The sequence below is a fragment of the Hungatella sp. genome, from assembly GCF_046966825.1.
In genome coordinates, this window is record NZ_JBKVCZ010000032.1 from 1 (window position 1) to 20,337 (window position 20,337).

Sequence of the window (20,337 nt, forward strand, 5' to 3'; positions counted from 1 at the left end):
CGATAATGGTATAGACCCCGTCAATATAGAAGAAGTATGCAATCATGAAAACAAAGATCTTCTTATGATTCTTCAAATCAAGAAGCGTATGCCCCAGGCGGCGCAGGCTCTCCTTCACCACTCCGCGTCCCGACTCCGTGTTGTCCGTATAGTGAACCTGTTTGTAGTGGCGGAGCAGAGGCACCGTCACCAGGAACCACCACAGGGCGTTGATTATGAGCGCAATCACCATGGCAGTCACCATAGTGATGCCGATCTTCTCATAGAACAGAACAAACACAAGGCTGAACACAAACGGAACACAGCTTCCGATATACCCCCATGCAAAACCATGAGAGGAAACCGCATCCAGACGTTCCGGCGTTGTGATATCCGGAAGCATGGAATCGTAGAACACCAGACTCGCAGAGTAGCCCACCTTTGCAATCACAAATACCACCAAAAATACAATCCAGGATTTTGGTATGGCAAGTGCGGCACATCCCAGAACGCCCACCATCATACAGATCATAAATATTGGTTTCTTATACCCCTTCGTATCGGCAATGGCGCCGCAGACCGGACCGATAAAGGCCACCAGCAGCGTAGCAATCGAGGCTGCATATCCCCAATAGGCCAGATAATCCACCTCGGAGACGCCCGCCAGTCCCGCCAGATAATTAAAGTAAATGGGCAAAATCGTCGTCGCAAGCAGCACGAATGCGGAATTTCCTACATCGTACAGAATCCAGTCTATCTCCATTTTTGTAAGCTTTTCTTTTTTCTCCTGTCCCATGTAAGGTTTCCTCTCACTTTCTCTGTTTTCACTGCAGAAAATCAAACAGACTCATCTGGCTGTTTTCGTAATTCTTCTTATACCCGTGAATAATGTCCTTCATGCGGTACAGAATCCCGTATTTCTCACACTCTGCCGCGAATATGGCCCAGAGCCGCTTTGCCGCCGGACTCCGGCATTCGTAGCGTTCTCCGTACCGTTTTCTGTATTCCGCCGCCAGATCCCGCTCCGGAAACAGCTGCCCCAGCTTATCATAGTACCACTCCCTCTGATTATCACGGAGCGTCACACCAAAAGCCGCATAAATAAAAGAAGCTCCCGCCTCATGGGCCTTTCTCACGACAGCCGTAATATTTTCCGGACTGTCTTCCAGAAACGGAAGGACCGGCATCAGCAGAATACCGGTAAACAGCCCTCTGGAGCTTAAGTAATCGATCAGTTCAAACCGCTCGGTCGAGGACGGCACGCCGGGTTCGATCTTCCCCGCCAGCTCATCATCCGCAGTCGTCACCGTCACTTTTAAGATTACAGGCGAATGCTCTTTTATGCTCTCTAAAATATCCGCATCCCTTCTTAAAAGAGTGCTTTTTGTGGCAATCCCTGCTCCGAAGCCGAAGGCGTCCACCAGCTCCAGCGCATGTCTGGTCAGCTCCAGCTCCTTTTCAAATGGATTATAGGGATCACTCATGGCTCCGGTGCCTACCACTCCGGTCTTCACCTTCCGCCGCAGATCATCCCGGACAATCCGCAGGGCGTCTTCCTTGGCCCGCACCGTGTCAAACCGTTCGATCCGATAGCAGGAAGACCGGCTGTCGCAGTAGATACAGCCATGGCAGCAGCCTTTATAAATATTCATATTATAATCGATGCCGAACCATTCGGAGCTCTTCGTCTTCGTCACGATGGTTTTCGCCGGTATATATTCCATACGCGCTCCCTTTCTGATTGATTCCATTAGTACCATTCTATCAAATGCAGTACGGTAGGGCAACTTATTTTCGAAAGAATTACTTTGTTTTTCAAAATAATTTTTCTGTTACGAAAAATTATAACCGTGAACTGCAACAACCATGAACCATAACTATTTGAAATTCCGGTGTCTTGCTTGATATTTTTTTGCGGTCATGGTAATATTTTAGTTATATCATTAACAAAAAGGGGATATCATGATTGGATTAATACTGCGAGGCAAACAGATCTACGACAAATTCAGCAAGGATGAAATGACTGTTTACGCGGCTCAGGCATCTTTTTTTACCATCATCGCGGCATTTCCGTTCATCATGCTGCTGATGGCTATGATCCAGTTGATACCAACGATAACAAAGTCCAACCTGCTGCAGGTAATTACAAGTCTGGTACCGGCCAACCTAAAGAGCCTGGTCTTCGGCGTCGTCGAAAATATCTATACCAACTCTCCCGCTACCGTTTTATCCGTAACGGCAATCGCCGCCATCTGGTCGGCCTCCCGCGGCATGCTGAGCATCGAGCGCGGACTGAACCGGGTATTCGGGAAACAGAAGAAGAGAAATTACGTGGTGACGAGGATGATCTGCGCCGGTTATACCATCATATTCATGCTGATCTGCATTCTGACGCTGGTTTTGCTGGTTCTCGGAAGTTCGATTCAGGGATTCGTCGAACACCATTTTCCGGTCGTTGCAGAGATCACCCACTACGTCATCAGTTTTCGGACCGTGCTCCTACTGATCCTGACGATCTGCTTCACTTTCCTCTATACGTATGTGCCGGAAAAGAAGCAGCATTTTAAAAAGCAGCTGCCCGGCGCTATTTTCTCCACACTGGGATGGATCGCATTTTCATTTGCATTTTCCATTTATTTTAACAATTTCAGCAATTTTTCTGTTATGTACGGGAGCCTTACGGCTATTGTGTTGTTGATGCTGTGGCTCTATGTGTGTATCTGTATACTGTTTCTTGGGGCGGAAATTAATTATTTTTATTCTGGGGACTGGAAGGAGCAGAAAAAGGCAGGATAACGGTTATGCCAGGTGGCCTGCAAGAGATCGGAGCGCGAAGTGTTTCAGGATTATGGAATTAATGACTTGAGAAAATGAAGATGAGGGATTGAAGCACCATTTTCCCAGATCAAGGATGGTGGTAATTCTTCCCTTTACATGTGGGCAGGCTGATGTACAGCCTGCTCTTCTTATGACTTTAGCCGGTTGAACGCTTAATGCGCAAAATCATAAACACCCGTTTGACAGGTGTTCATGATTTTACTGTTTGGCAGTAACTGTGACGCATTTTTGTTATAGTGTAACAATCTTGATAATCCACAAGGGATCTTCTGCCATACCATCACAGTTCTACTGTATATATGGCTATTTTTCCTCAAAAATAAACAAAACTTCGATTGGTGTTTCCACCTCTCTCGAAATATCGATCGCCAGCTTCAGCGATGGATTGTATCTGCCCGCTTCCAGGCGCATGATAGTTTCCCGTCTTACACCGACTTTTTCAGCCAGTTGTTCCTGGGTCATCTCCTTCATTTGTCTGTACTTCTTAAGATTGCACGTAAATTCCCCCATGGCTACTCTCCATTTTCAAAACGGTACAGCAGGTACTGTTGAAGAAACAGCGATAAGCCAAATGCAAAACCGATAACAGCAATTAAAAGTTTTAGCATCACATATGGATTATTGATCCGAAATGCCGACATGGAAAGAAGCGCCACAGCGATAATCAGAGTAAGGGCCACTTTGTTAGCTATGGCACTGGCTTTGTTCTCATTGGCTAAATAACGCTCATCAATCATCGTACCGGACATCTTCCCCTCATAGTAAAAACCGAAAAATCCAAAAAAGCAGAAAAATATCAGCGGAAACGGCACAGGCAAAATACCGTCTTCACGAAAGAACTGGGGCAGAAAACCCAGAAATCCCGACAACCCCAAAAAACCTAACAGCCCCATCTTCGGACTGATTTTTCTGGTAAAAGTGGGTTTTTGACCTGCGGAGTATTTATTATTCATGACAGCCTCCTTGTGGTGATATATTTATCTCTTTATAGGATAAATATATCACTTCTCTGTGTTGATTGTCAATCCCTTATCAATACTGGTATAAAGCATTTTATATGCACAACTCTTACATTCCCCTATAAACCTTACAATTCTTTCTATAACTTTTGCGATCAGCTTTTCCTTCCCTTTTTATCTTGCTTCATAAACCAACTGCTAATAATACAGCCACTCATACAACCAATTCCATTGTGAATCATATCATCCCATTCAAATAGTCCCCGGCGGAAAATCAATTGATTAGTCTCAATGAATAAAGAAATGAGAATACCTGCAATCAGCCCCCTACACCATGAAAGTTTATGTCTGTGCAAAAAGGGCAATAAGATTCCCACGGGAAACAGCAGTATCATATTTAGTAGATTTTCTTTCATTAATTCCTGATTACCATTGTAAACTGCTTTCCAAGACCAGAACAGTTCAAGTTCATAATCGAAGTATGGCTTAGGTGTTCTGGTAAATACCGTTGAACCAAATACAATTCCTAAAAAAAGTAGTAATAACAATCCTGCGACAGCCTGCGATAAAACAATCTTCTTATATCGCAACAATGCACATGATATAATTGCTGCTATTATAAAAAGCACTGAAAAACACATAATCTCACAGAATGTCCATACACGGTTATGTGAAATAAAAATTTGGTATAAATCCATGAGATCACACTTTCTGATTACTATTCACCATACTTTATCAATTTTTTAAGTTTATTTCTTAAAGAAGTCGGCATTAATGTACTTATCAGCCTTTTGGGTTTCAATAATAGTGTAGTAATTATTCCTCTTTCCCGTAATACTGTTTTATGTAATCCATATTGAAACAAACATTTTTTAAACGAAGCATGATTAAGATCAGCTTTACGACTCTCAAAAAACATTCTATTATTTGATAAAACATGAAATACATCGGCAGATTCTACATGAAATCCCATTTGATTACACTTTTCAATATAGTTAATACCTTTCGCTGATTTTGTTAAAAGCACAGAAACACCCAAGGCATTATATCCGCTTTGTCGTTCATCAATCCCCCAATAATCGCCGATCGTAATATCAGCTTTGTGGTTATTTCCTTTAAACTGACAATTTGCACATGAACTACGAGAATAGTGATCCATTGCAAATCCTAAATCTGAATCGTAGAAGGCCTTTATATAGCATTTTCCATTTTCAAATTCCGCCCGAAGATAAGGAGGTACCCAGCTTTTCTTCTTATATTTTACAGAGAAACTAATAGTTTTAGACTTGTATCGTTCTTCTATCTCTTCAATAAAATATTTTTGCGCTTCAGGCAACGTTGGCCCATGACATATCAGATCCACTGTTGTCAAAGTTTCTATCTGTATACCTTGTTGTTCCAAATATTTAAGCAATGCCCCTACATCACACCCTAATCCTATGAAAAGAATTCTCTTTCGTTCTTTTAACAAATCACCAACAACATGATAAACACTTTTAACTTCATTCTTATACAATACTTTTTTTTCAGGGAAAATATACTTAGACCCTCTAAATTTTTTTAATTCTTCACTGGTAGAGGCTAATTCATATTCAGCAGTTTTAAAATCCTTTGAGTATTTTACACCAAACACCATACCACCTTCTGCTATCATAACTTCAGATAGAATGGTGGCGGCTCCTCCTGATGCAGAATTTCTTAGTTTTTCAGTATCATAAATATAGCCTGAATATGCTTTCCAGCAAGAAAATTTATCTGTAATTATATCTTTCATAGTTTAATCTCACCTATTGGACTATATGAATTGGATTTAATGCTTTCCATTGTGCCTTAAAAACAAATCTGGCATCTTTATAAAAAATATTTGAGACAATCAGGGATATAAATTGCGATACTGCCGTAGCTATAGCTGCTCCGTTCATTCCCCAGACAGAAATAAAACTATAATTTAAGAGTATATTAATAATAACTGTAATAATCTGCGTCTGCATCAATATTTTTCCATTTCCTGTAATGGTAAAGTGACAGCTTCTCAATACAGCATTATATGCACAGATAGATCCAACAGACAAAATTTTATAGGAATCTATCGCAGGTAAATAATCTGGTTTCAAAAGGGTAAAAATATATGGCAGTACAATAAAAGAAAGTAAAACCCCAACTATAGATATCCATGTTGCAGCAGATGTTATTCTAATATAATTTTTTTCATATTTAATCGGGTCTTTCTTCCACTCCAGCATTTTTACATAGATTGTAGTTTGAATTGGTATAGCTAAAATTTGAATAGTACTTATCAATTTTGAGGATATTGAGTAAATACCAACTTCTTTTGTTGTAAGTATCATTCCTAACATAACCGAATCACATCTTGTATATATAGTAGCTGCAGCAGATGCTATTGCAAGAGGTAAACTTTCTCTCCCGATATCTAAAATAAGCAATTTATTGATCTTCTGTTTAAACACATGACTGCGAAAGTTTTTTCTATATTGTAAATATAAAATTACCATACTTATAAATGTTGCAGTCAATTGTATTAGTGATAAATAAATTATTGATGCATGAAAGCAGACTGCTGATAATTGAAGAAAGGTTCCAGTTAACAGTCCAATATTTGATGCAATCACCACCTTCTTTGACTGAAGAATATACTCAAATCTATTCTCCATACCAAATCGCAGATTTTTGACGATACTATCCAATAACAGAATAAAAAGAATGAATGAAAATTCTTCTTCTCTCTTTGAAAAAAGAATTACAATAGAGCTTATTCCCATTATAATAATACTAAGTAACAATTTAGCTAATGTAACATTAAACACTACCTCATCATAATTATCTTCGTTATATTGCTTCTTTACAACACGGCCGTCAATTAGTTGAACAGCCACTTCAAGTATAAGTACGATATTTAAGGAATATTGATAAAGTCCATATTTTTCTGGCCCATAGTAATTCGCTATAGTGAAAATCACTATCAGATTCATAGCCAGTATAAAAAGTTTATCAAAGATCAGCCAGCCAATATTGAAAAATACTTGTTTTATAGATTTATCTATCATAACGCCTCAGTTCTAATGTTTCGACCACTTCCCGGATAACGCCTTCCCCTCCTCTGGCTGCTGTAATATATTTTGCAGCCTCTTTGACAAGTGGCATAGCATTGGCGGGAGCACAGCCGTATCCTACCATCCGGATGACTTCAAGATCATTAATGTCATCGCCAATATAAGCAACATTTTTAACTGAAATACCTTTTTCTTCACAGATCCTCTTTACCGTGGTTACTTTATCTATACACCCTGCCTCAAAAATATCAAGTTGCATTTTCTCAGCTCTGCGTCTATTAAGATCGACGTCTTCACTTGTTATAATTCCAGTAATTATCCCTTTTTCTCTAAGAAGTTTGAACCCCATACCATCACGCGTATTGAACTTCTTCAACTCATCTCCATGTTCTGAATAATACATTCCACCGTCGGTTAGGCAGCCATCACAATCCGTTAACAGCATCTTTATTTCTGGTATCCCAGTTGACAGGGTAATCCCTTTTTTCTTCATAAGAGCTTCAATTATTAACCAGTCGTTTGGTTCATCTAATTCAAAAAATGCATCTTCATTCATTTCAACCGCTTTGATGTTTCCAGATATACGATTTTGAGAGTTAAGCAAATTTATTTTTGAGGTAATATAAAATGCGCCATTTTCCACATAATATCCATTAAATTCTTGACGACGCGGTCTATTAAAAACATCATAATTTGTCGGATGCACAAATCCCAGGTTATCCTTGCCCCATTGAAAACGTTTTTGCAAAACAACAGATAGAACGCTGTCAGTATTCTCCCCATCAAACACTTCGAAGCCTCGATTTAAATCATTACTGGCCAGGAGAGGTGATGTCGCCTGAATCAGTACAATATTATCAAAAACATAGTTATTGGCAAATTCCAACATAGCAACCTCAGTAGAAGCGGTATCTAATGCAGATTCAGCAGAACGATCAATTACGATCGCCTTAGAAAATCCCTCTACATCAGAACCATTTATAATCGCTTCAACAGTCTCTCGGATCTTATCGCTATCCGTAGCAATATATACTTTATCAATATATTTACAATCACAAGCTGCTTTTAATGTCCAATAAATAAGGGGTTTCCCACATAGTATTTTAATATTTTTTAAAGAAATGGATTTACTTCCTCCCCTGACCGGTATAAATGCAACATTCATATTTTTTCTCCCTATATATTTAAAGTCGTTGTTGAATTTAGCTATATTCTAACACAATACCATGCATCATCATCCATTATATTAACTTTAGTGCTTTCTATATTTCAATTTATCCCGCTGGACCTGTTCGATTGGAAGAATTTCGGACTCCTTATAAGTCAGTGCATCATAAACAGCATTCAAATTTCTTACCAGTCTTCTAATTCCATCTGGTTCCAAAGATGCAGCATGATCCGTTCCCTTCCATGTACGATCCAGTGTATAATGACGCTCAATAATACTGGCCCCCAACGTATAAGCGGCAGTATCTATGGCAATCCCCAGGTGGTGACCAGAAAAACCAATGGCTTTAACACGTTCTTCATACTGTTCCCTCATTCGGTTAATTTCAAGTAAACAGACATCATGAAATGGAACAGGGTATCCTGAAGTACAGTTAAATAATACTAAATCTTTTGAACGATTATTTTGTTCAAACAGCTTAACAATCTGCTCCTCTTCCCCATGATTTGTCATACCAAATGAAAGCTGGATTTCTCCATTATAGTTATCGCAAAGCCACTGAAGCATCTCAAAATGAGTATTACATGCCGACGGAATTTTTATAAACGCAGGATCAAGAGATGCAATTTCTTTAGCGCTTGTCATATCCCAAACGGATGTTGAATAAATAATGCCTGCGTCTTCACACCACGCTTTCAGTTGAGCATGCTGTTCAACCGTAAACTCCAAATATTCTCTATGGGCTCCATATGTATCACCATATGAATTTACAGGATTCGGATGAGGGGCATTATATTGCTCTTGTGTCAGCAGTTCCCTGGGACAACGTTTTTGGAATTTAATCGCATCTGCTTTACAAAACCTGGCTGCTGTATTAATCAATTCATACGCGATTTCCATCTTCCCCATGTGATTGCATCCCGCCTCTGCAATAATAAAAGGTTTATTAATACTCATTGTCAGTTCCTCTCTTTCTAAAGAAAATTGATAAAAAAATAAATATCACTATATAAGCAAGGGATAACTTACTAAAAATTTTCATTACTGAACCTCGCGGCGATAAAAATAAGTTTTGTATATAGCTAACAGCAAAATAAAACCACATTGGATTCTTATACATTTTTCTAATAAATAGATTTGCAATCATCAGTAATAAAATGCTTAGTATAAAAACCACTAAATAGTTACCTTGTCCAAATTCATAAAATTCTGCTGAAATTGCTGTCCCTATAGTAGAGCCGCCTAATAATTTGGAAGAATTCAGTAAATAAGTAATATGTTGGGCCAGATAGCTTTTGTTCATTATTCCATCAATGGAATAATTACTTGAGAATGAAAAAATGGCAAATATATATCCAAACAAAAACGGCACCTTATTTGTAAAACTCTCTAACAATTGTATTGTGTAAGATAGTACAGCAATACTTTCACCATTAGAACAAATTTCATCAATTATCGCCTTGGTAAGACCGCCTGAAAAAACCCTGGAAATATCATTAACATCATGAGAGAAGCGTACTGCGCCAATCGATATGATCGCTATAAACAGAATAACAAATGCACTTACTGCCTCCCGTATTTTAATTTGACGGTAATTCCAGGAATATAAAAATAACACAGCCAATAAGATACTTATCATGTTTCCCCTCAATCCTGTAAATAATTGAACCACATAGGGCAGCAAATAGAGAGTTGCATATTTAAAGTAATCTTTTTTATCTCTGCATATAAATAATGCCATTAATCCTGCAAAAGGATAAATATAATCTATATATACCAATATTTTAGATATGCTGTCCAAATAAGAATGCAGATGCATAGTTGCAACATATCCATTTTCCATAGCAAATCTTACAAGAATTATTTCATATAGAAATTCAAACGGCAGTATTAGTAAAAACAATCTCCTTACCCATATCCAATTTCCCAGATGAAAAGAAGCTGTTTCATTAGTACAAAAGCCTGTTTTTTTCGCAGCTTGATTCTTATTAAGCAACCAGCCCACTGATGTACCTAATAATAATATTGTCAATACAGCATAGGTCTGTTGTAAAGAAGACGTCGAAATAGCCACTCTTATACCTGCGCTATAATTAAACATATTATCATCCGGATAGTCATACAAACCAAATAAGTTAAAAAAAGGAATAGACAAATTAAAGAAAAACATCATTAAAAGAAATATCTGATAAACATTAAAGAACCTATCCTTCATTGATACAACAGCACATTCAATAAAGACTACAGCAAGAACCACCTGATTAAATTTAAGTCCAAGATCTGCATAGAATAGAAGCATAACAGATAAAGAAAAGACTGTCTGCACGATAGCCAGCCGACTAACCTTCATATTGTTCAACTGCTTCACCTCTTTCTAATCCTTCTATTAATGTTAATAATTCCGTTATTGTCTCTGGCACCATTATTTTTTCCGGTCTAAAATAACATCTTCGCAGCCCATCTACTACCTGGTCTGCATGAAACACCGGTTCTCTAATAAGTTTATATAAAAAGAGCAAATAAGGTTCTTTTCCATATAATAATTTAGGAGTAAAAGCTGCTGTAGAAAAAAAACTGATTAATATTGAATCCTCATTTACAAAATCTGCTGCCTCCAACTCCCACATATTATTTTCTATATCGATACAAATGTTTTCTGTAATATCGATATCACGTTCTTTTTCTAGAGGATGTTTTCTGTAAATAATACTTTTTTTTAAAAAGCTTCTCAATGTACAATGTAATATATCTTCACAATTTTTTTCAAAATTAGTCTTGCATTTCCTGGGATTTTTCAGTAAACCTCTAAGACCAGATAAAGGTACTCCCAGGTATACTACTTCATTGTTATGATATATAACATTATTTTGATTTCCGAATATCGCTTTTAATACTTTCGTTTCATCTTCATCTATTTTGGGCAATTTATTTATGGGAATAGTGGATTTATCACCAGTAAATATTTCTTCTTCATATAACAGCTGGCCTTTAATCTCATCTGCCAAACCCCGAAACAATATTTTATTCAGTAAATTATATGCAGTGTTTCTTCTCTTTCTACTGATCGTTCTAGTAGTGTAACTGCTAAGGCCTTCTTCTAACATATATACATCGGCATCACTATATATCCGTTTGAAAAGCATACTATAAAACAATGACTGAGTAATTATTACTTTGTAATTACTTTTATTTTTAAAATCAAGAATTCCGAAATCATAAACACTATGTTTTTTCAGAAAAAGCTCAGGCAAAAGAATCAGTTTTATTTTTTCCAATGACGTTCCATAGTTTATAAAACTATACACATACACATTATTAAAAATGCATAAAGCAGACATTTTTTTTATGTAAGGAATCATATCCTTATTTCTAAGAAAAATAACAATATCCGATTTATCTCTGCTGTCTATTAAATTATGCGTAACTGTATTTATCGAATTTAGAATAGTATAATTAGTTGAACATATAAATAAAACATCACTTTCCATCATGTATAATTCCTTTTAAAATCTTCAGACTTTTTTCTTTTTCTTTTCTCAATTTCAAGTATGCCTCATCATAGTTTATAACTTCCATTAACTCAAATTCCCGATTATTACTGTATAAACACTCATTCAATCCAAGCAATTCAAGCAAACTTATAATTCGTGTTGCCAATTCATTCACACAACAATATACTTTTCTGCCATATATGATAGAAAATGCTGTGCCATGAAAAGAATCCGTTACAACGTATTCGGCGTTCCTAATCAATGTAACCCATTCTTCTGGTCCGTAGTTTAGATGACTGTCGGCTTTTAGACTGCCGCCAACAGGAAACGGAATAATTACTACTTTGTAGCCTGTCTTTCTTTGAAGTTGGCGTACAATTTTAAGCAAATACTTAGACGGCGTTAATTGATAGACAAAGATATATTTTTCATTTATTTTTAAATCCACCGTCACATTATCCCACTCAGAAGAATCCAGCAATAATGTGGGATCTAATACTACAGCAGCATTAACACCAATTTTATTAAGAATTTCTTTTCCGGAAAGTTCCCTTACATTTAAAGAATTAAACTCTTTTAAATATTTCGAATAGCCGGCTTTCATATTCATCTTCATTTTTGAAAAGCCAAAGCTCGCTGCATAACTATTCTTTTTCCTGCTGTCATAGACAAAATCTAACAAATATGTTGTATCAAAATTCGTAATATCATCATTCCAAACACAATCACTGCCAACGATAAAAATATCAAATTCTTCATTTAATGCCTTCAAATCTTGCTTCTTTACTCGTTCAGTCATTGGGATCGTATGGCGAAACTCGTGAAATTTCTTTTTTCTTGGTTTTCGAACAATCGCATTTATATTTCCGAGTATATACCGAACCATTCCTTTTCTCTTTAATGCTGCTATTGAAAAAGGCTTAGACAAATAATCACATTTATAATTGATTACCAGACATTTATTTCCCATACCTTCTATCTTTTTTTGCAATGCATAACATTGAAGCATTGCGCCATAATTATCCGCATCCTGAAATGTTAATATTCCAACTTTTTTCATCTATTGTCACTCTCCAATATATTATCCAATATCTTTGCAACAGACGTGACACTTTTTTCTATGCTATATTTTTCTGCACATAACTGATTATTACACCCCATTTTATGTCTTAATTCAGGATTTAAAATTAATTTACTAATGGCCTCAGCAAAACCGTCAATGTCATACGGGGGATTGGCATATCCATTTTCATCATTTTTTACATAATCCTTTATACCCTGAATATTAGATGTAACAAGAGGAAGCCCCGCCGACATTGCTTCTATTGCTGCTATACCTAAACCTTCTCTTTGAGATGGATGCGCAAATATATCAGCAACATTTAATATTTCAGCAATATCATATCTATGTCCTAAAAATTGAATCTGACTATTCAAATTCAAATGGCTGCTCAGTTTTTTTAGATCATCGAGTAACTCACCTCTGCCGCAAATTATATACTTAATATTAGGATTATTTAATTTTGCAATTGCCCGGATAATCACTTCATGATTTTTTCTACTCTGCAATTCACCTACAGATATGATTAATATATCATTCTCCTTAATTCCGAGTTCTTTTCTTTTTTTCTTATAATCAACACTTACATTTTTATATTTCTCAAGATCAAGACCAATCCCATCTATATGAAAAACGGGTGTTTTAAAATACTTCTTAGTAAAATAGTAATCCTCCCAATTAATTACAGTTATTGCATCGCAATACCCTGACATTATTTTCTCTATTGGATAATACAGCCAATTTTTTCTGGGGGCTCCTTTAAAAAAATGATACCCATGGACCAAATACATTATTTTGCCGCCATTATATCTATATCTTTTTGCTGCAAGTCTGGTTAATACTCCCATAACAGGTTCATTCGTCCATATCAAATCATAATTGGACGCATAAATAACAACTTTCAGATCTTTATAGCCAGCCATATTATGGAAGCTAAAGGGATTTCTTTCCGTTCTTATAAAAAAGCATTTTGATACATCAGGTAAATTATTTTGTATTTTTCCTAAATAGCCTTCATTTTGATACCCGTCTGCACCTGAACACGCAATATCTACTTTGCATCCTAATTTATCTAAATACTGAATATGCGGGACAATAAACTGAAACATCATTACATCTGTACAAGTTATTAATATTTTCCTGTTTTTTAAATTTTTCACATCACTCATATATTGGTGTCACCCATTCTTTAAACTTGCTGAGTTTTCCTCTAACCGCATCTAAATAGGTAAGATGCAGAGTTTTTGTAATATTCCCTGTATCTCCATTACCAATAACATTTTTATCAACGCTCAGTATCGATGTTACCTCCATGGCGGAACCGCAGAGAAATGCCTCATCACATGTATAAAGTTCTGTTCTGTCAATAGTCCTCTCAATTACTTCTATTCCGTTTGCTTTTGCTATCTGAATTATGGTGTCTCTGGTAATACTTTCTAAAACGCTATCGGTAAGCTTAGGTGTAATAACTGCTCCTGCCTTTACAATAAAAATACAAGAGCCTGGGCCTTCAGCCACCTTTCCCACCTCATTTAAAAAAATACATGTATCATATCCATTTCTTAAAGCTTCTCTCTGTCCAACACGACTGTTCATATAATTGGCGCCACACTTAATTCTTGGGGACAATGTCTCATCACTGATTCTTCTCCAGGATGTCACACAACATTTTAGGCCTTCTTTATTGTACTCTGCACTTGTTCTGCCTCTTGGAATGGGAGCCACGAACATTTCGACCGGTTCTGCCGAGCCCCAGGAACCAAATCCATCAATAAATAGTGTTTGTCTTACAGAAAGGTCTTCTTCATACTCATTTGCTTTAATGATATCAATAAACGCCTTAGTGAAATCTTTTTTTGTATACCTGCAATCAATCTGAATTAATTTTGCCGATCTGATAAGTCGTTTATAATGATCATCCAATCTAAATGCATATAGTTGTTCTTCTTCGTTATTCCAATAACAGGGGATTCCTTCAAAAACATTCAGTCCAAACTGAGATGTAGGTGCCAGAATATTTATTTTAGCATCATTTACATTCAGAATTTCCCCCTTAAACCATATTAACCTGTTTGAAATATCAGTTTTCATTGCTCTGCCTCCGCCGGTTTTATTTCCATATTATCTTTAATAAATCATATCTGTCCTTTCATTTCCTCTTCCTGTATATGAGCAATTCGAATAATTTCTTTCTCCACCAGTCTCGCAGCTTCTACATCCTCCAAGGATTCATCTGCTTTGTTCTCGCAGATGTCTTCTTTCCTGAGCACCTTAACAACTGATTCCATTAAAATTCTGATATCCGTAATTACACCATACTTTTTAAATTGATCCACATACTGATTATCATAATTTACCTTCTCATCCCAGGATATCTCATTTCTTCCTTTGATCTGTGCCAATCCTGTCAATCCTGCCTTAACCTCAAACCGTTTTTTATATTTACGATTCAAAGTATCAAAATCTCCCAATTCATATTTGACACAAGGTCTGGGACCTACCACTGACATCGTTCCAGATAATATGTTAAAAAGCTGTGGCAACTCATCAACACTACTATTTCTGAGTCTGCGTCCAACTTTTGTTACTCTGGGATCATTTTCATAATTGAACAGGCCTGTCCCTATATTTTCAGCATTCACTATCATAGATCGGAATTTCAACATTTGAAAAACCCTGCCGTCTTTTGTCCGCCTTTCCTGTTTAAAAAATACTGGCCCTTTTGAATCCTGTTTGATTGCAATAGATACTCCAATCCATAATGGAATCAACAGAACAATTGCAGTCAAAGAAGATATTATATCAAAACCTCTTTTTAACACTAAACTAAACCTATACATACTTTTTCCTCATATATTGTAAGTATGGAATATATCATCAAAAGTTTCCGCTTGCTTAATTACCTCCGTTTGACCTTGAGAAATGTCTATAACCGGGAAATTTGGCAAAATAAAAGGCGGTTTCATAACAAGAGAATAGGAACCACAATTGCTTATTACTACCATATCTCCGATGGCGAATTTTCCAGTATACTCTTTATAAAGCATATCTGATTCAATGCATGTAAATCCCGCAAAATCTGCATTTTCATATTCTCGCTGTTCTTCACCCATCGCATATATTTTCATAGGCGGGTTCACGCCTGTCATACTTATATTTTTCTGACTTCCCAAAACAGTTGCAATTGTCTTTCCTCTCACCTTCTTTATTGTTTTAATCGTCCCGACAAACTTCATACAATCACCAACCAGAGCAGTGCCTGGTTCAATTAACAATTCTGGTTTATTTTCCATATTACAAAAATGCTTTGAGAACAATGTGGCAGCAGCTTTTGCATAGGCAGTATAATCCGGAATATCAATACTAAGCTGTTCTCTTAATGAGTCTTCCATTTTTCCAAACAAACCTCCCCCCAGATCGATCCGCTCTGGAACTATACCGGTCCTGTCAATCACATCTATCATGCTTTTTGCTCTTGCCGGCCAAAATTCTATTTGCCGATTTGCAAAGTGGCATTGTAAACTGATCATCTTCAAATTGTCTGCCATCTTAATGAAATCCAGCGCTTTCTTAAAATCATTGCTATCAATATCCAGGCCAAATCTGGACAATTCCCCATTTCTCACATCAAAATTACAGCGAATTCCCACATTAATGGTATGATCTGGGAACTGCTCTGCAATTTTCTTAATAAACAAACATTCCTCTAAGGAATCAATATTAACAGAACCTCCCTGCAGCAAAAATTTTTTAAGTTCAAGTGGATTTTTTATTGGACCGTTCCATATAACTTTTTTAGGGCATACTCCTATTCGTAATGCCAGTTCAGCTTCCATTTCCGATACGACTTCAGCATATCCGTCGAACTCATTAACGATTTTACATAACTTTGGTGTATAATTCGTTTTATAGGAGTATGCTATATTAAAATTTGAATATAAGCTTGAAAATGCTTCTTTTAATTCAACATAATTGGCTTTGAATTGAGCTGTATCCAGTAAATAAAATGCATCTCCATACTTATCTCTTAATTGGCTCAAAACCTTTGAATTCAGTTCCATCTCTCTGTCTCTCTCCATCACTGGATCTCTGTAAGCTATCCTATTTTTTGAATTATCTCTTTAATTTCTTTTTTATTATCAGTAAAAAAATCTCTGTGTATAGAAACCTTTTCTTCAAATCTTCTAATTTCCTTTACACCATTGATGAAAGTATCACTTATAATCCCCAAATGCTGAATCTTACTAACGTTGCAAAAGCTTCTTGATAATATGGCACATGTAGATCCTAATCGGTAATGCTCCGTAATAATTTTCTCAGAAGGAAGATCTCCTTTTCCCAATGCCGCAATTCCTCCAAATCCATATGGAATTCCTGCTTTTTTAAACCTATAACACAAATCTTCTACTATACCATCACTCAAAAGTTCAAACATAAACTTTTTTCTATATCCCAGACTCAAATCGTTAAGCCCTATAAAAATTTCATCTAATCCATCCAGCTTCAGAATATCATCTACAACTTGAACTGCCTCTGGAGTCTCAAGTAAAAGCACCACCCTCGCTCTACCAGCGACAATCTTTATAAACATCTCTGCTTCAGCTACTGTCTTAAAATATGGTAACATCAAAATCTTTGCACCGTTCTCTATTGCCCTGTCAATTTCTTCCTCCGATGATATGTAGTGATCTGTCTTGTTATGTATTGGGTTTACTCTTACCAACAAGTCAGCCAATACAATTGAATTCGAGATTTTTTTAATATCTTCTAAAGTATGATGATTTTGAACTGTATCCAGCTCCCCTTGTCGATCAGCTTTCCCAATATATTCCATATCTACCAAAATCCTATCTACTCCTGCTGTTTCAGCAATCTGAGCAATATCCGGCCTATTGGTAATATACATTAATTTAAGTGACATTTTTTATCCTCCCAGACTTCTTATAATTAAACCTGGAGTAGTTTATACTCTGCAAAAGTTTTTTGGTTAGTTATTCATATTAATTAAAAATGCATTATATGGTTTTCTTCCTATCATAAAAGGAGAAGAGCACTCGTTTCTTCAAATATATGATAATTGGTATCATGTAACATCTAAAAACCCGCAAGTTTCCACTCATTTACCCTTCTGTTTCGTAACCGCCGCTTCCACCATCGCACTTCCACCCTGACTCTTTCTCACAACCTCATTCCCCGTAGGCTTATCCCCCACCGGCCGAAATGTCGTAACAATTTCCTCAACCATCTCGATAATGCGATTACTGTTCTCATAACTCGCCTCGGCTAACTCCTCCAACTGTGTCAAGAACACCTCTTTATCAAACGGAATCGGTTTCCCAATATGAATCAGCTCATTATCCGTTTTAAGCATTCCTTCTTCAGCCATCAACTTCTCCTCAAATAACTTTTCACCAGGTCTCAAGCCTGTATATGCCATCTGGATGTCAACTCCGGGTTCATATCCGGATAATTTAATCAGGTTTCGGGCCAACATATCAATCTTAACCGGATCTCCCATATCCAGAACAAAGATCTCTCCTCCCTTCGCATAAGTACCTGCCTGCATTACAAGACTTACCGCCTCCGGTATCGTCATAAAATAACGAACTATGTCCGGATGCGTAACAGTTACAGGCCCGCCTGCTTCAATCTGCTTCTTGAATAGCGGAATCACAGACCCGTTGCTTCCAAGTACATTCCCAAATCGAACCGCCACGAATTGAGTTCTCGCTCCTCTTCCTTCTCTAGTGGCGTCCATGCTTTTTTCTTCCCTTAAACCCTCAACAGCTATATGATCCACAGGATCCGCCACAACTTGACCATCAATTGTTTTATTCACATGTGCATACAAAAATGGCAGCAGCTCCACCCTGCCCTCTTTGCTGACTGCGTCCATGCTCTGAATCACCATCTCACAGAGCCGCTTGCTCGCCCCCATAATACTGGTCGGATTGACAGCCTTATCCGTACTGATCAGCACAAACCGCTGTGTGCCATGTTTTAACGCAGCATAAGCCGTCTTATAGGTTCCTACAACATTATTCTTAATCGCCTCATTGGGACTGGTTTCCATCAACGGAACGTGCTTATGCGCGGCCGCATGGTATACGATATCCGGTTTATACTTCTCAAATACCATGTTGATTCTTCTGCTGTCCCGCACCGAACCGATCAGAACAACCAGGTTCAGCTTATCCTTATATTTTCTTTTCAGTTCCTGTTCAATGTCATAGGCATTATTTTCATAAACATCAAAGATAATCAGCTGTTTCGGCTCATGCCCGGCGATCTGACGGCATAGTTCACTACCAATGGAACCGCCTCCGCCTGTGACAAGTATGGTCTTTCCTTTGATATACTGGAATATTTCTTCCATATTTACCTTGATCGGATCTCTTCCAAGTAAATCCTCTACTGCCACTGCCTTCATCCTGCTCAGCGATACCTCGCCATTGGCCAGCTGGTAGATCCCCGGCAGGCTCTTCAGCTCGCAATGGGTCTCTTTACAGATATTTAAAATATCCCTCTTATCCTTTGGAGATGCGGTTGGAATCGCTAATAAAATCTGGTCAATCTTATATTTTTCAACCGATTCCATAATCGAATCGCGCCCGCCAACGATGGGCACGCCTTCCATAAACCGATCCCATTTATTAGGATTATCATCAATCACACAGCATGGCTTTGACAGGACTTCTGTTGAACTTTTTAATTCCTTTAATATAACCTGTCCTGCGGCACCAGCTCCAATTACCATTACATTGTGAACTGCCTTAACGCTTCTCTCTCTTCGCGTCCTTTCCAACGTAATATAGCGATAAGCGAATCGTATTGCAGTTACCAATGCAAGCTGCATGGCTGCACCAATCACATAATAAGAAATTGGCATACGCTTTATGAGCAACGTGATGCATACAATATGAAATACTGTAGTAATCACACTCGATGCAAATATTCGATTTAATTCACTAAAGCTGGCAAATCTCCATAGGCTTTTATACAGATGCAGCGCATAAAATACAACCAACACAAACACCGTATAGAACGGTGCAAATCTCAAGTATGAATTAAGGTATGTCTGTGGAATATTCGAGAAACGCAAATCAAACCGCAGCCACAAACCAAAAAAGTAAGAAAAATTCACTGCGATTATGTCATATATGATGAGATAGAAAGCGACTACTTTCCAATGTTCGATATGTCTTTTTTTTGAGGTATTATTATTTGTATGGTTTAACGCTATTTTATTATTCTTTCGTTCATTTGTATTAACTTTCACTGTACTTCATACTCCATTCTCCCCTAACCCCAAAAAACTTCGGGGTTATCTGTTCATTGCATCTATCGGGTTGTATACAATCGGGATAACTTTTATCCACATCACTTTGGAACAGATTCCAAATAAACCTTCAACAGATTCACCGCCCCCTCACGAATGCGTCCATTGCAGTGGGACAATCTATTTACAATCTGCTTCTGTTCATCCAGCCGGTCACCGCTGTCATCAGGCGAGGCGCCGTAGATCAGATAATCCAGTGACAATCCCATCTCCTCAGAAAGAAGAATTAATGTCTCAACAGACATGCCGCATCGGCCATTCTCAATATCCCGGTAATACCGGCCATTCTTCCCGATTCTTCTTCCCATTTCCTCCCCGGTCAGTCCCATTTCGCGTCGACGGCAGCCCAGACGCTTGCCTACTTCCTGCCTGTTATAGGTAACCATTTCATCCCGCCTTTCGCCCAAACAACATAATAAATATTATGTTGTA

General features: G+C 37.5%; 20 protein-coding genes. 1 reads left to right on the forward strand and 19 read right to left on the reverse strand.

What is annotated here, in order from left to right:
- Together ACLTD4_RS12225 and ACLTD4_RS12230 are read right to left on the reverse strand one after the other, a co-directional pair.
- Positions 1–775: MFS transporter (locus tag ACLTD4_RS12225; RefSeq protein ID WP_412331334.1), on the reverse strand; the 775-nt coding region annotated here is incomplete at its 3' end.
- Positions 776–803: 28 nt separating this feature from the next.
- Complete coding sequence (locus tag ACLTD4_RS12230; protein WP_055652963.1) at positions 804–1,703, reverse strand: SPL family radical SAM protein; 900 nt, start codon at positions 1,701–1,703, stop codon at positions 804–806.
- A gap of 238 nt (positions 1,704–1,941) precedes the next feature.
- Between ACLTD4_RS12230 and ACLTD4_RS12235 the strand changes: the two genes are divergently transcribed.
- Positions 1,942–2,775 carry a YihY/virulence factor BrkB family protein gene (locus tag ACLTD4_RS12235; RefSeq protein ID WP_002603784.1) on the forward strand — a complete coding sequence of 278 codons (834 nt, stop codon included), beginning with the start codon at positions 1,942–1,944 and terminating at the stop codon, positions 2,773–2,775.
- Between the two features lie 345 nt (positions 2,776–3,120).
- Here ACLTD4_RS12235 and ACLTD4_RS12240 read toward each other — a convergent pair whose 3' ends face one another.
- The 17 genes from ACLTD4_RS12240 to ACLTD4_RS12320 all read right to left on the reverse strand — a co-directional run bounded on the left by ACLTD4_RS12240 (position 3,121) and on the right by ACLTD4_RS12320 (position 20,291).
- A complete protein-coding gene (locus tag ACLTD4_RS12240) occupies positions 3,121–3,327 on the reverse strand; it encodes a helix-turn-helix transcriptional regulator (protein ID WP_055652964.1) in 207 nt (68 codons plus the stop codon).
- Positions 3,328–3,329: 2 nt separating this feature from the next.
- Positions 3,330–3,770, reverse strand: coding sequence for a DUF3796 domain-containing protein (locus ACLTD4_RS12245; RefSeq protein WP_117620551.1), 441 nt, complete (start codon positions 3,768–3,770; stop codon positions 3,330–3,332).
- 161 nt (positions 3,771–3,931) lie between these two features.
- Positions 3,932–4,474, reverse strand: coding sequence for a VanZ family protein (locus ACLTD4_RS12250; protein WP_117620550.1), 543 nt, complete (start codon positions 4,472–4,474; stop codon positions 3,932–3,934).
- A gap of 20 nt (positions 4,475–4,494) precedes the next feature.
- Positions 4,495–5,550, reverse strand: coding sequence for a Coenzyme F420 hydrogenase/dehydrogenase, beta subunit C-terminal domain (locus ACLTD4_RS12255; RefSeq protein ID WP_117620549.1), 1,056 nt, complete (start codon positions 5,548–5,550; stop codon positions 4,495–4,497).
- Positions 5,551–5,563: 13 nt separating this feature from the next.
- Complete coding sequence (locus tag ACLTD4_RS12260) at positions 5,564–6,841, reverse strand: flippase (protein WP_117620548.1); 1,278 nt, start codon at positions 6,839–6,841, stop codon at positions 5,564–5,566.
- Positions 6,831–8,012: an N-acylneuraminate cytidylyltransferase gene (locus ACLTD4_RS12265; protein ID WP_117620547.1), complete on the reverse strand. Its 1,182-nt coding sequence runs from the start codon at positions 8,010–8,012 to the stop codon at positions 6,831–6,833. Before ACLTD4_RS12265 ends, ACLTD4_RS12260 begins: the two co-directional genes overlap by 11 nt.
- A gap of 87 nt (positions 8,013–8,099) precedes the next feature.
- Positions 8,100–8,972 carry an N-acetylneuraminate synthase family protein gene (locus tag ACLTD4_RS12270; RefSeq protein WP_117620546.1) on the reverse strand — a complete coding sequence of 291 codons (873 nt, stop codon included), beginning with the start codon at positions 8,970–8,972 and terminating at the stop codon, positions 8,100–8,102.
- Positions 8,962–10,383, reverse strand: coding sequence for an O-antigen polysaccharide polymerase Wzy (gene wzy, locus ACLTD4_RS12275; RefSeq protein WP_147335865.1), 1,422 nt, complete (start codon positions 10,381–10,383; stop codon positions 8,962–8,964). Before wzy ends, ACLTD4_RS12270 begins: the two co-directional genes overlap by 11 nt.
- Entirely contained in the window at positions 10,355–11,506 is a 1,152-nt protein-coding gene (locus tag ACLTD4_RS12280; protein WP_147335866.1) for a hypothetical protein, read from the reverse strand. The genes wzy and ACLTD4_RS12280 overlap by 29 nt, the downstream gene beginning before the upstream one ends.
- Positions 11,493–12,566 (reverse strand): polysaccharide pyruvyl transferase family protein, encoded by a 1,074-nt coding sequence (locus tag ACLTD4_RS12285; RefSeq protein ID WP_117620543.1) that lies wholly within the window; start codon positions 12,564–12,566, stop codon positions 11,493–11,495. Before ACLTD4_RS12285 ends, ACLTD4_RS12280 begins: the two co-directional genes overlap by 14 nt.
- The gene (locus ACLTD4_RS12290; RefSeq protein ID WP_117620542.1) at positions 12,563–13,735 is read right to left on the reverse strand and encodes a glycosyltransferase; all 1,173 of its coding nucleotides are present in this window, start codon (positions 13,733–13,735) and stop codon (positions 12,563–12,565) included. Before ACLTD4_RS12290 ends, ACLTD4_RS12285 begins: the two co-directional genes overlap by 4 nt.
- Complete coding sequence (locus ACLTD4_RS12295; RefSeq protein ID WP_117620541.1) at positions 13,728–14,657, reverse strand: branched-chain amino acid transaminase; 930 nt, start codon at positions 14,655–14,657, stop codon at positions 13,728–13,730. The genes ACLTD4_RS12290 and ACLTD4_RS12295 overlap by 8 nt, the downstream gene beginning before the upstream one ends.
- 44 nt (positions 14,658–14,701) lie before the next feature.
- Positions 14,702–15,406: a sugar transferase gene (locus ACLTD4_RS12300; protein ID WP_117620540.1), complete on the reverse strand. Its 705-nt coding sequence runs from the start codon at positions 15,404–15,406 to the stop codon at positions 14,702–14,704.
- A gap of 9 nt (positions 15,407–15,415) precedes the next feature.
- Positions 15,416–16,645, reverse strand: a complete 1,230-nt coding sequence (locus ACLTD4_RS12305; protein ID WP_243008201.1) for a pyridoxal-dependent decarboxylase — start codon at positions 16,643–16,645, stop codon at positions 15,416–15,418.
- 17 nt (positions 16,646–16,662) lie between these two features.
- The gene (locus tag ACLTD4_RS12310; RefSeq protein ID WP_117620538.1) at positions 16,663–17,487 is read right to left on the reverse strand and encodes an aldolase/citrate lyase family protein; all 825 of its coding nucleotides are present in this window, start codon (positions 17,485–17,487) and stop codon (positions 16,663–16,665) included.
- Positions 17,488–17,682: 195 nt separating this feature from the next.
- The gene (locus ACLTD4_RS12315) at positions 17,683–19,809 is read right to left on the reverse strand and encodes a polysaccharide biosynthesis protein (protein WP_181988561.1); all 2,127 of its coding nucleotides are present in this window, start codon (positions 19,807–19,809) and stop codon (positions 17,683–17,685) included.
- A gap of 137 nt (positions 19,810–19,946) precedes the next feature.
- Positions 19,947–20,291 (reverse strand): helix-turn-helix domain-containing protein, encoded by a 345-nt coding sequence (locus ACLTD4_RS12320; protein WP_117620537.1) that lies wholly within the window; start codon positions 20,289–20,291, stop codon positions 19,947–19,949.
- Positions 20,292–20,337 lie beyond the last annotated feature (46 nt).

Bases quoted from the DNA above. Each gene is read 5' to 3' on its own strand.
- ACLTD4_RS12230 (WP_055652963.1), bottom strand. From the start codon at position 1,703: ATGGAATATATACCGGCGAAAACCATCGTGACGAAGACGAAGAGCTCC.
- ACLTD4_RS12235 (WP_002603784.1), top strand. From the start codon at position 1,942: ATGATTGGATTAATACTGCGAGGCAAACAGATCTACGACAAATTCAGC.
- ACLTD4_RS12240 (WP_055652964.1), bottom strand. From the start codon at position 3,327: ATGGGGGAATTTACGTGCAATCTTAAGAAGTACAGACAAATGAAGGAG.
- ACLTD4_RS12245 (WP_117620551.1), bottom strand. From the start codon at position 3,770: ATGAATAATAAATACTCCGCAGGTCAAAAACCCACTTTTACCAGAAAA.
- ACLTD4_RS12250 (WP_117620550.1), bottom strand. From the start codon at position 4,474: ATGGATTTATACCAAATTTTTATTTCACATAACCGTGTATGGACATTC.
- ACLTD4_RS12255 (WP_117620549.1), bottom strand. From the start codon at position 5,550: ATGAAAGATATAATTACAGATAAATTTTCTTGCTGGAAAGCATATTCA.
- ACLTD4_RS12260 (WP_117620548.1), bottom strand. From the start codon at position 6,841: ATGATAGATAAATCTATAAAACAAGTATTTTTCAATATTGGCTGGCTG.
- ACLTD4_RS12265 (WP_117620547.1), bottom strand. From the start codon at position 8,012: ATGAATGTTGCATTTATACCGGTCAGGGGAGGAAGTAAATCCATTTCT.
- ACLTD4_RS12270 (WP_117620546.1), bottom strand. From the start codon at position 8,972: ATGAGTATTAATAAACCTTTTATTATTGCAGAGGCGGGATGCAATCAC.
- ACLTD4_RS12280 (WP_147335866.1), bottom strand. From the start codon at position 11,506: ATGATGGAAAGTGATGTTTTATTTATATGTTCAACTAATTATACTATT.
- ACLTD4_RS12285 (WP_117620543.1), bottom strand. From the start codon at position 12,566: ATGAAAAAAGTTGGAATATTAACATTTCAGGATGCGGATAATTATGGC.
- ACLTD4_RS12290 (WP_117620542.1), bottom strand. From the start codon at position 13,735: ATGAGTGATGTGAAAAATTTAAAAAACAGGAAAATATTAATAACTTGT.
- ACLTD4_RS12295 (WP_117620541.1), bottom strand. From the start codon at position 14,657: ATGAAAACTGATATTTCAAACAGGTTAATATGGTTTAAGGGGGAAATT.
- ACLTD4_RS12300 (WP_117620540.1), bottom strand. From the start codon at position 15,406: ATGTATAGGTTTAGTTTAGTGTTAAAAAGAGGTTTTGATATAATATCT.
- ACLTD4_RS12305 (WP_243008201.1), bottom strand. From the start codon at position 16,645: ATGGAGAGAGACAGAGAGATGGAACTGAATTCAAAGGTTTTGAGCCAA.
- ACLTD4_RS12310 (WP_117620538.1), bottom strand. From the start codon at position 17,487: ATGTCACTTAAATTAATGTATATTACCAATAGGCCGGATATTGCTCAG.
- ACLTD4_RS12320 (WP_117620537.1), bottom strand. From the start codon at position 20,291: ATGGTTACCTATAACAGGCAGGAAGTAGGCAAGCGTCTGGGCTGCCGT.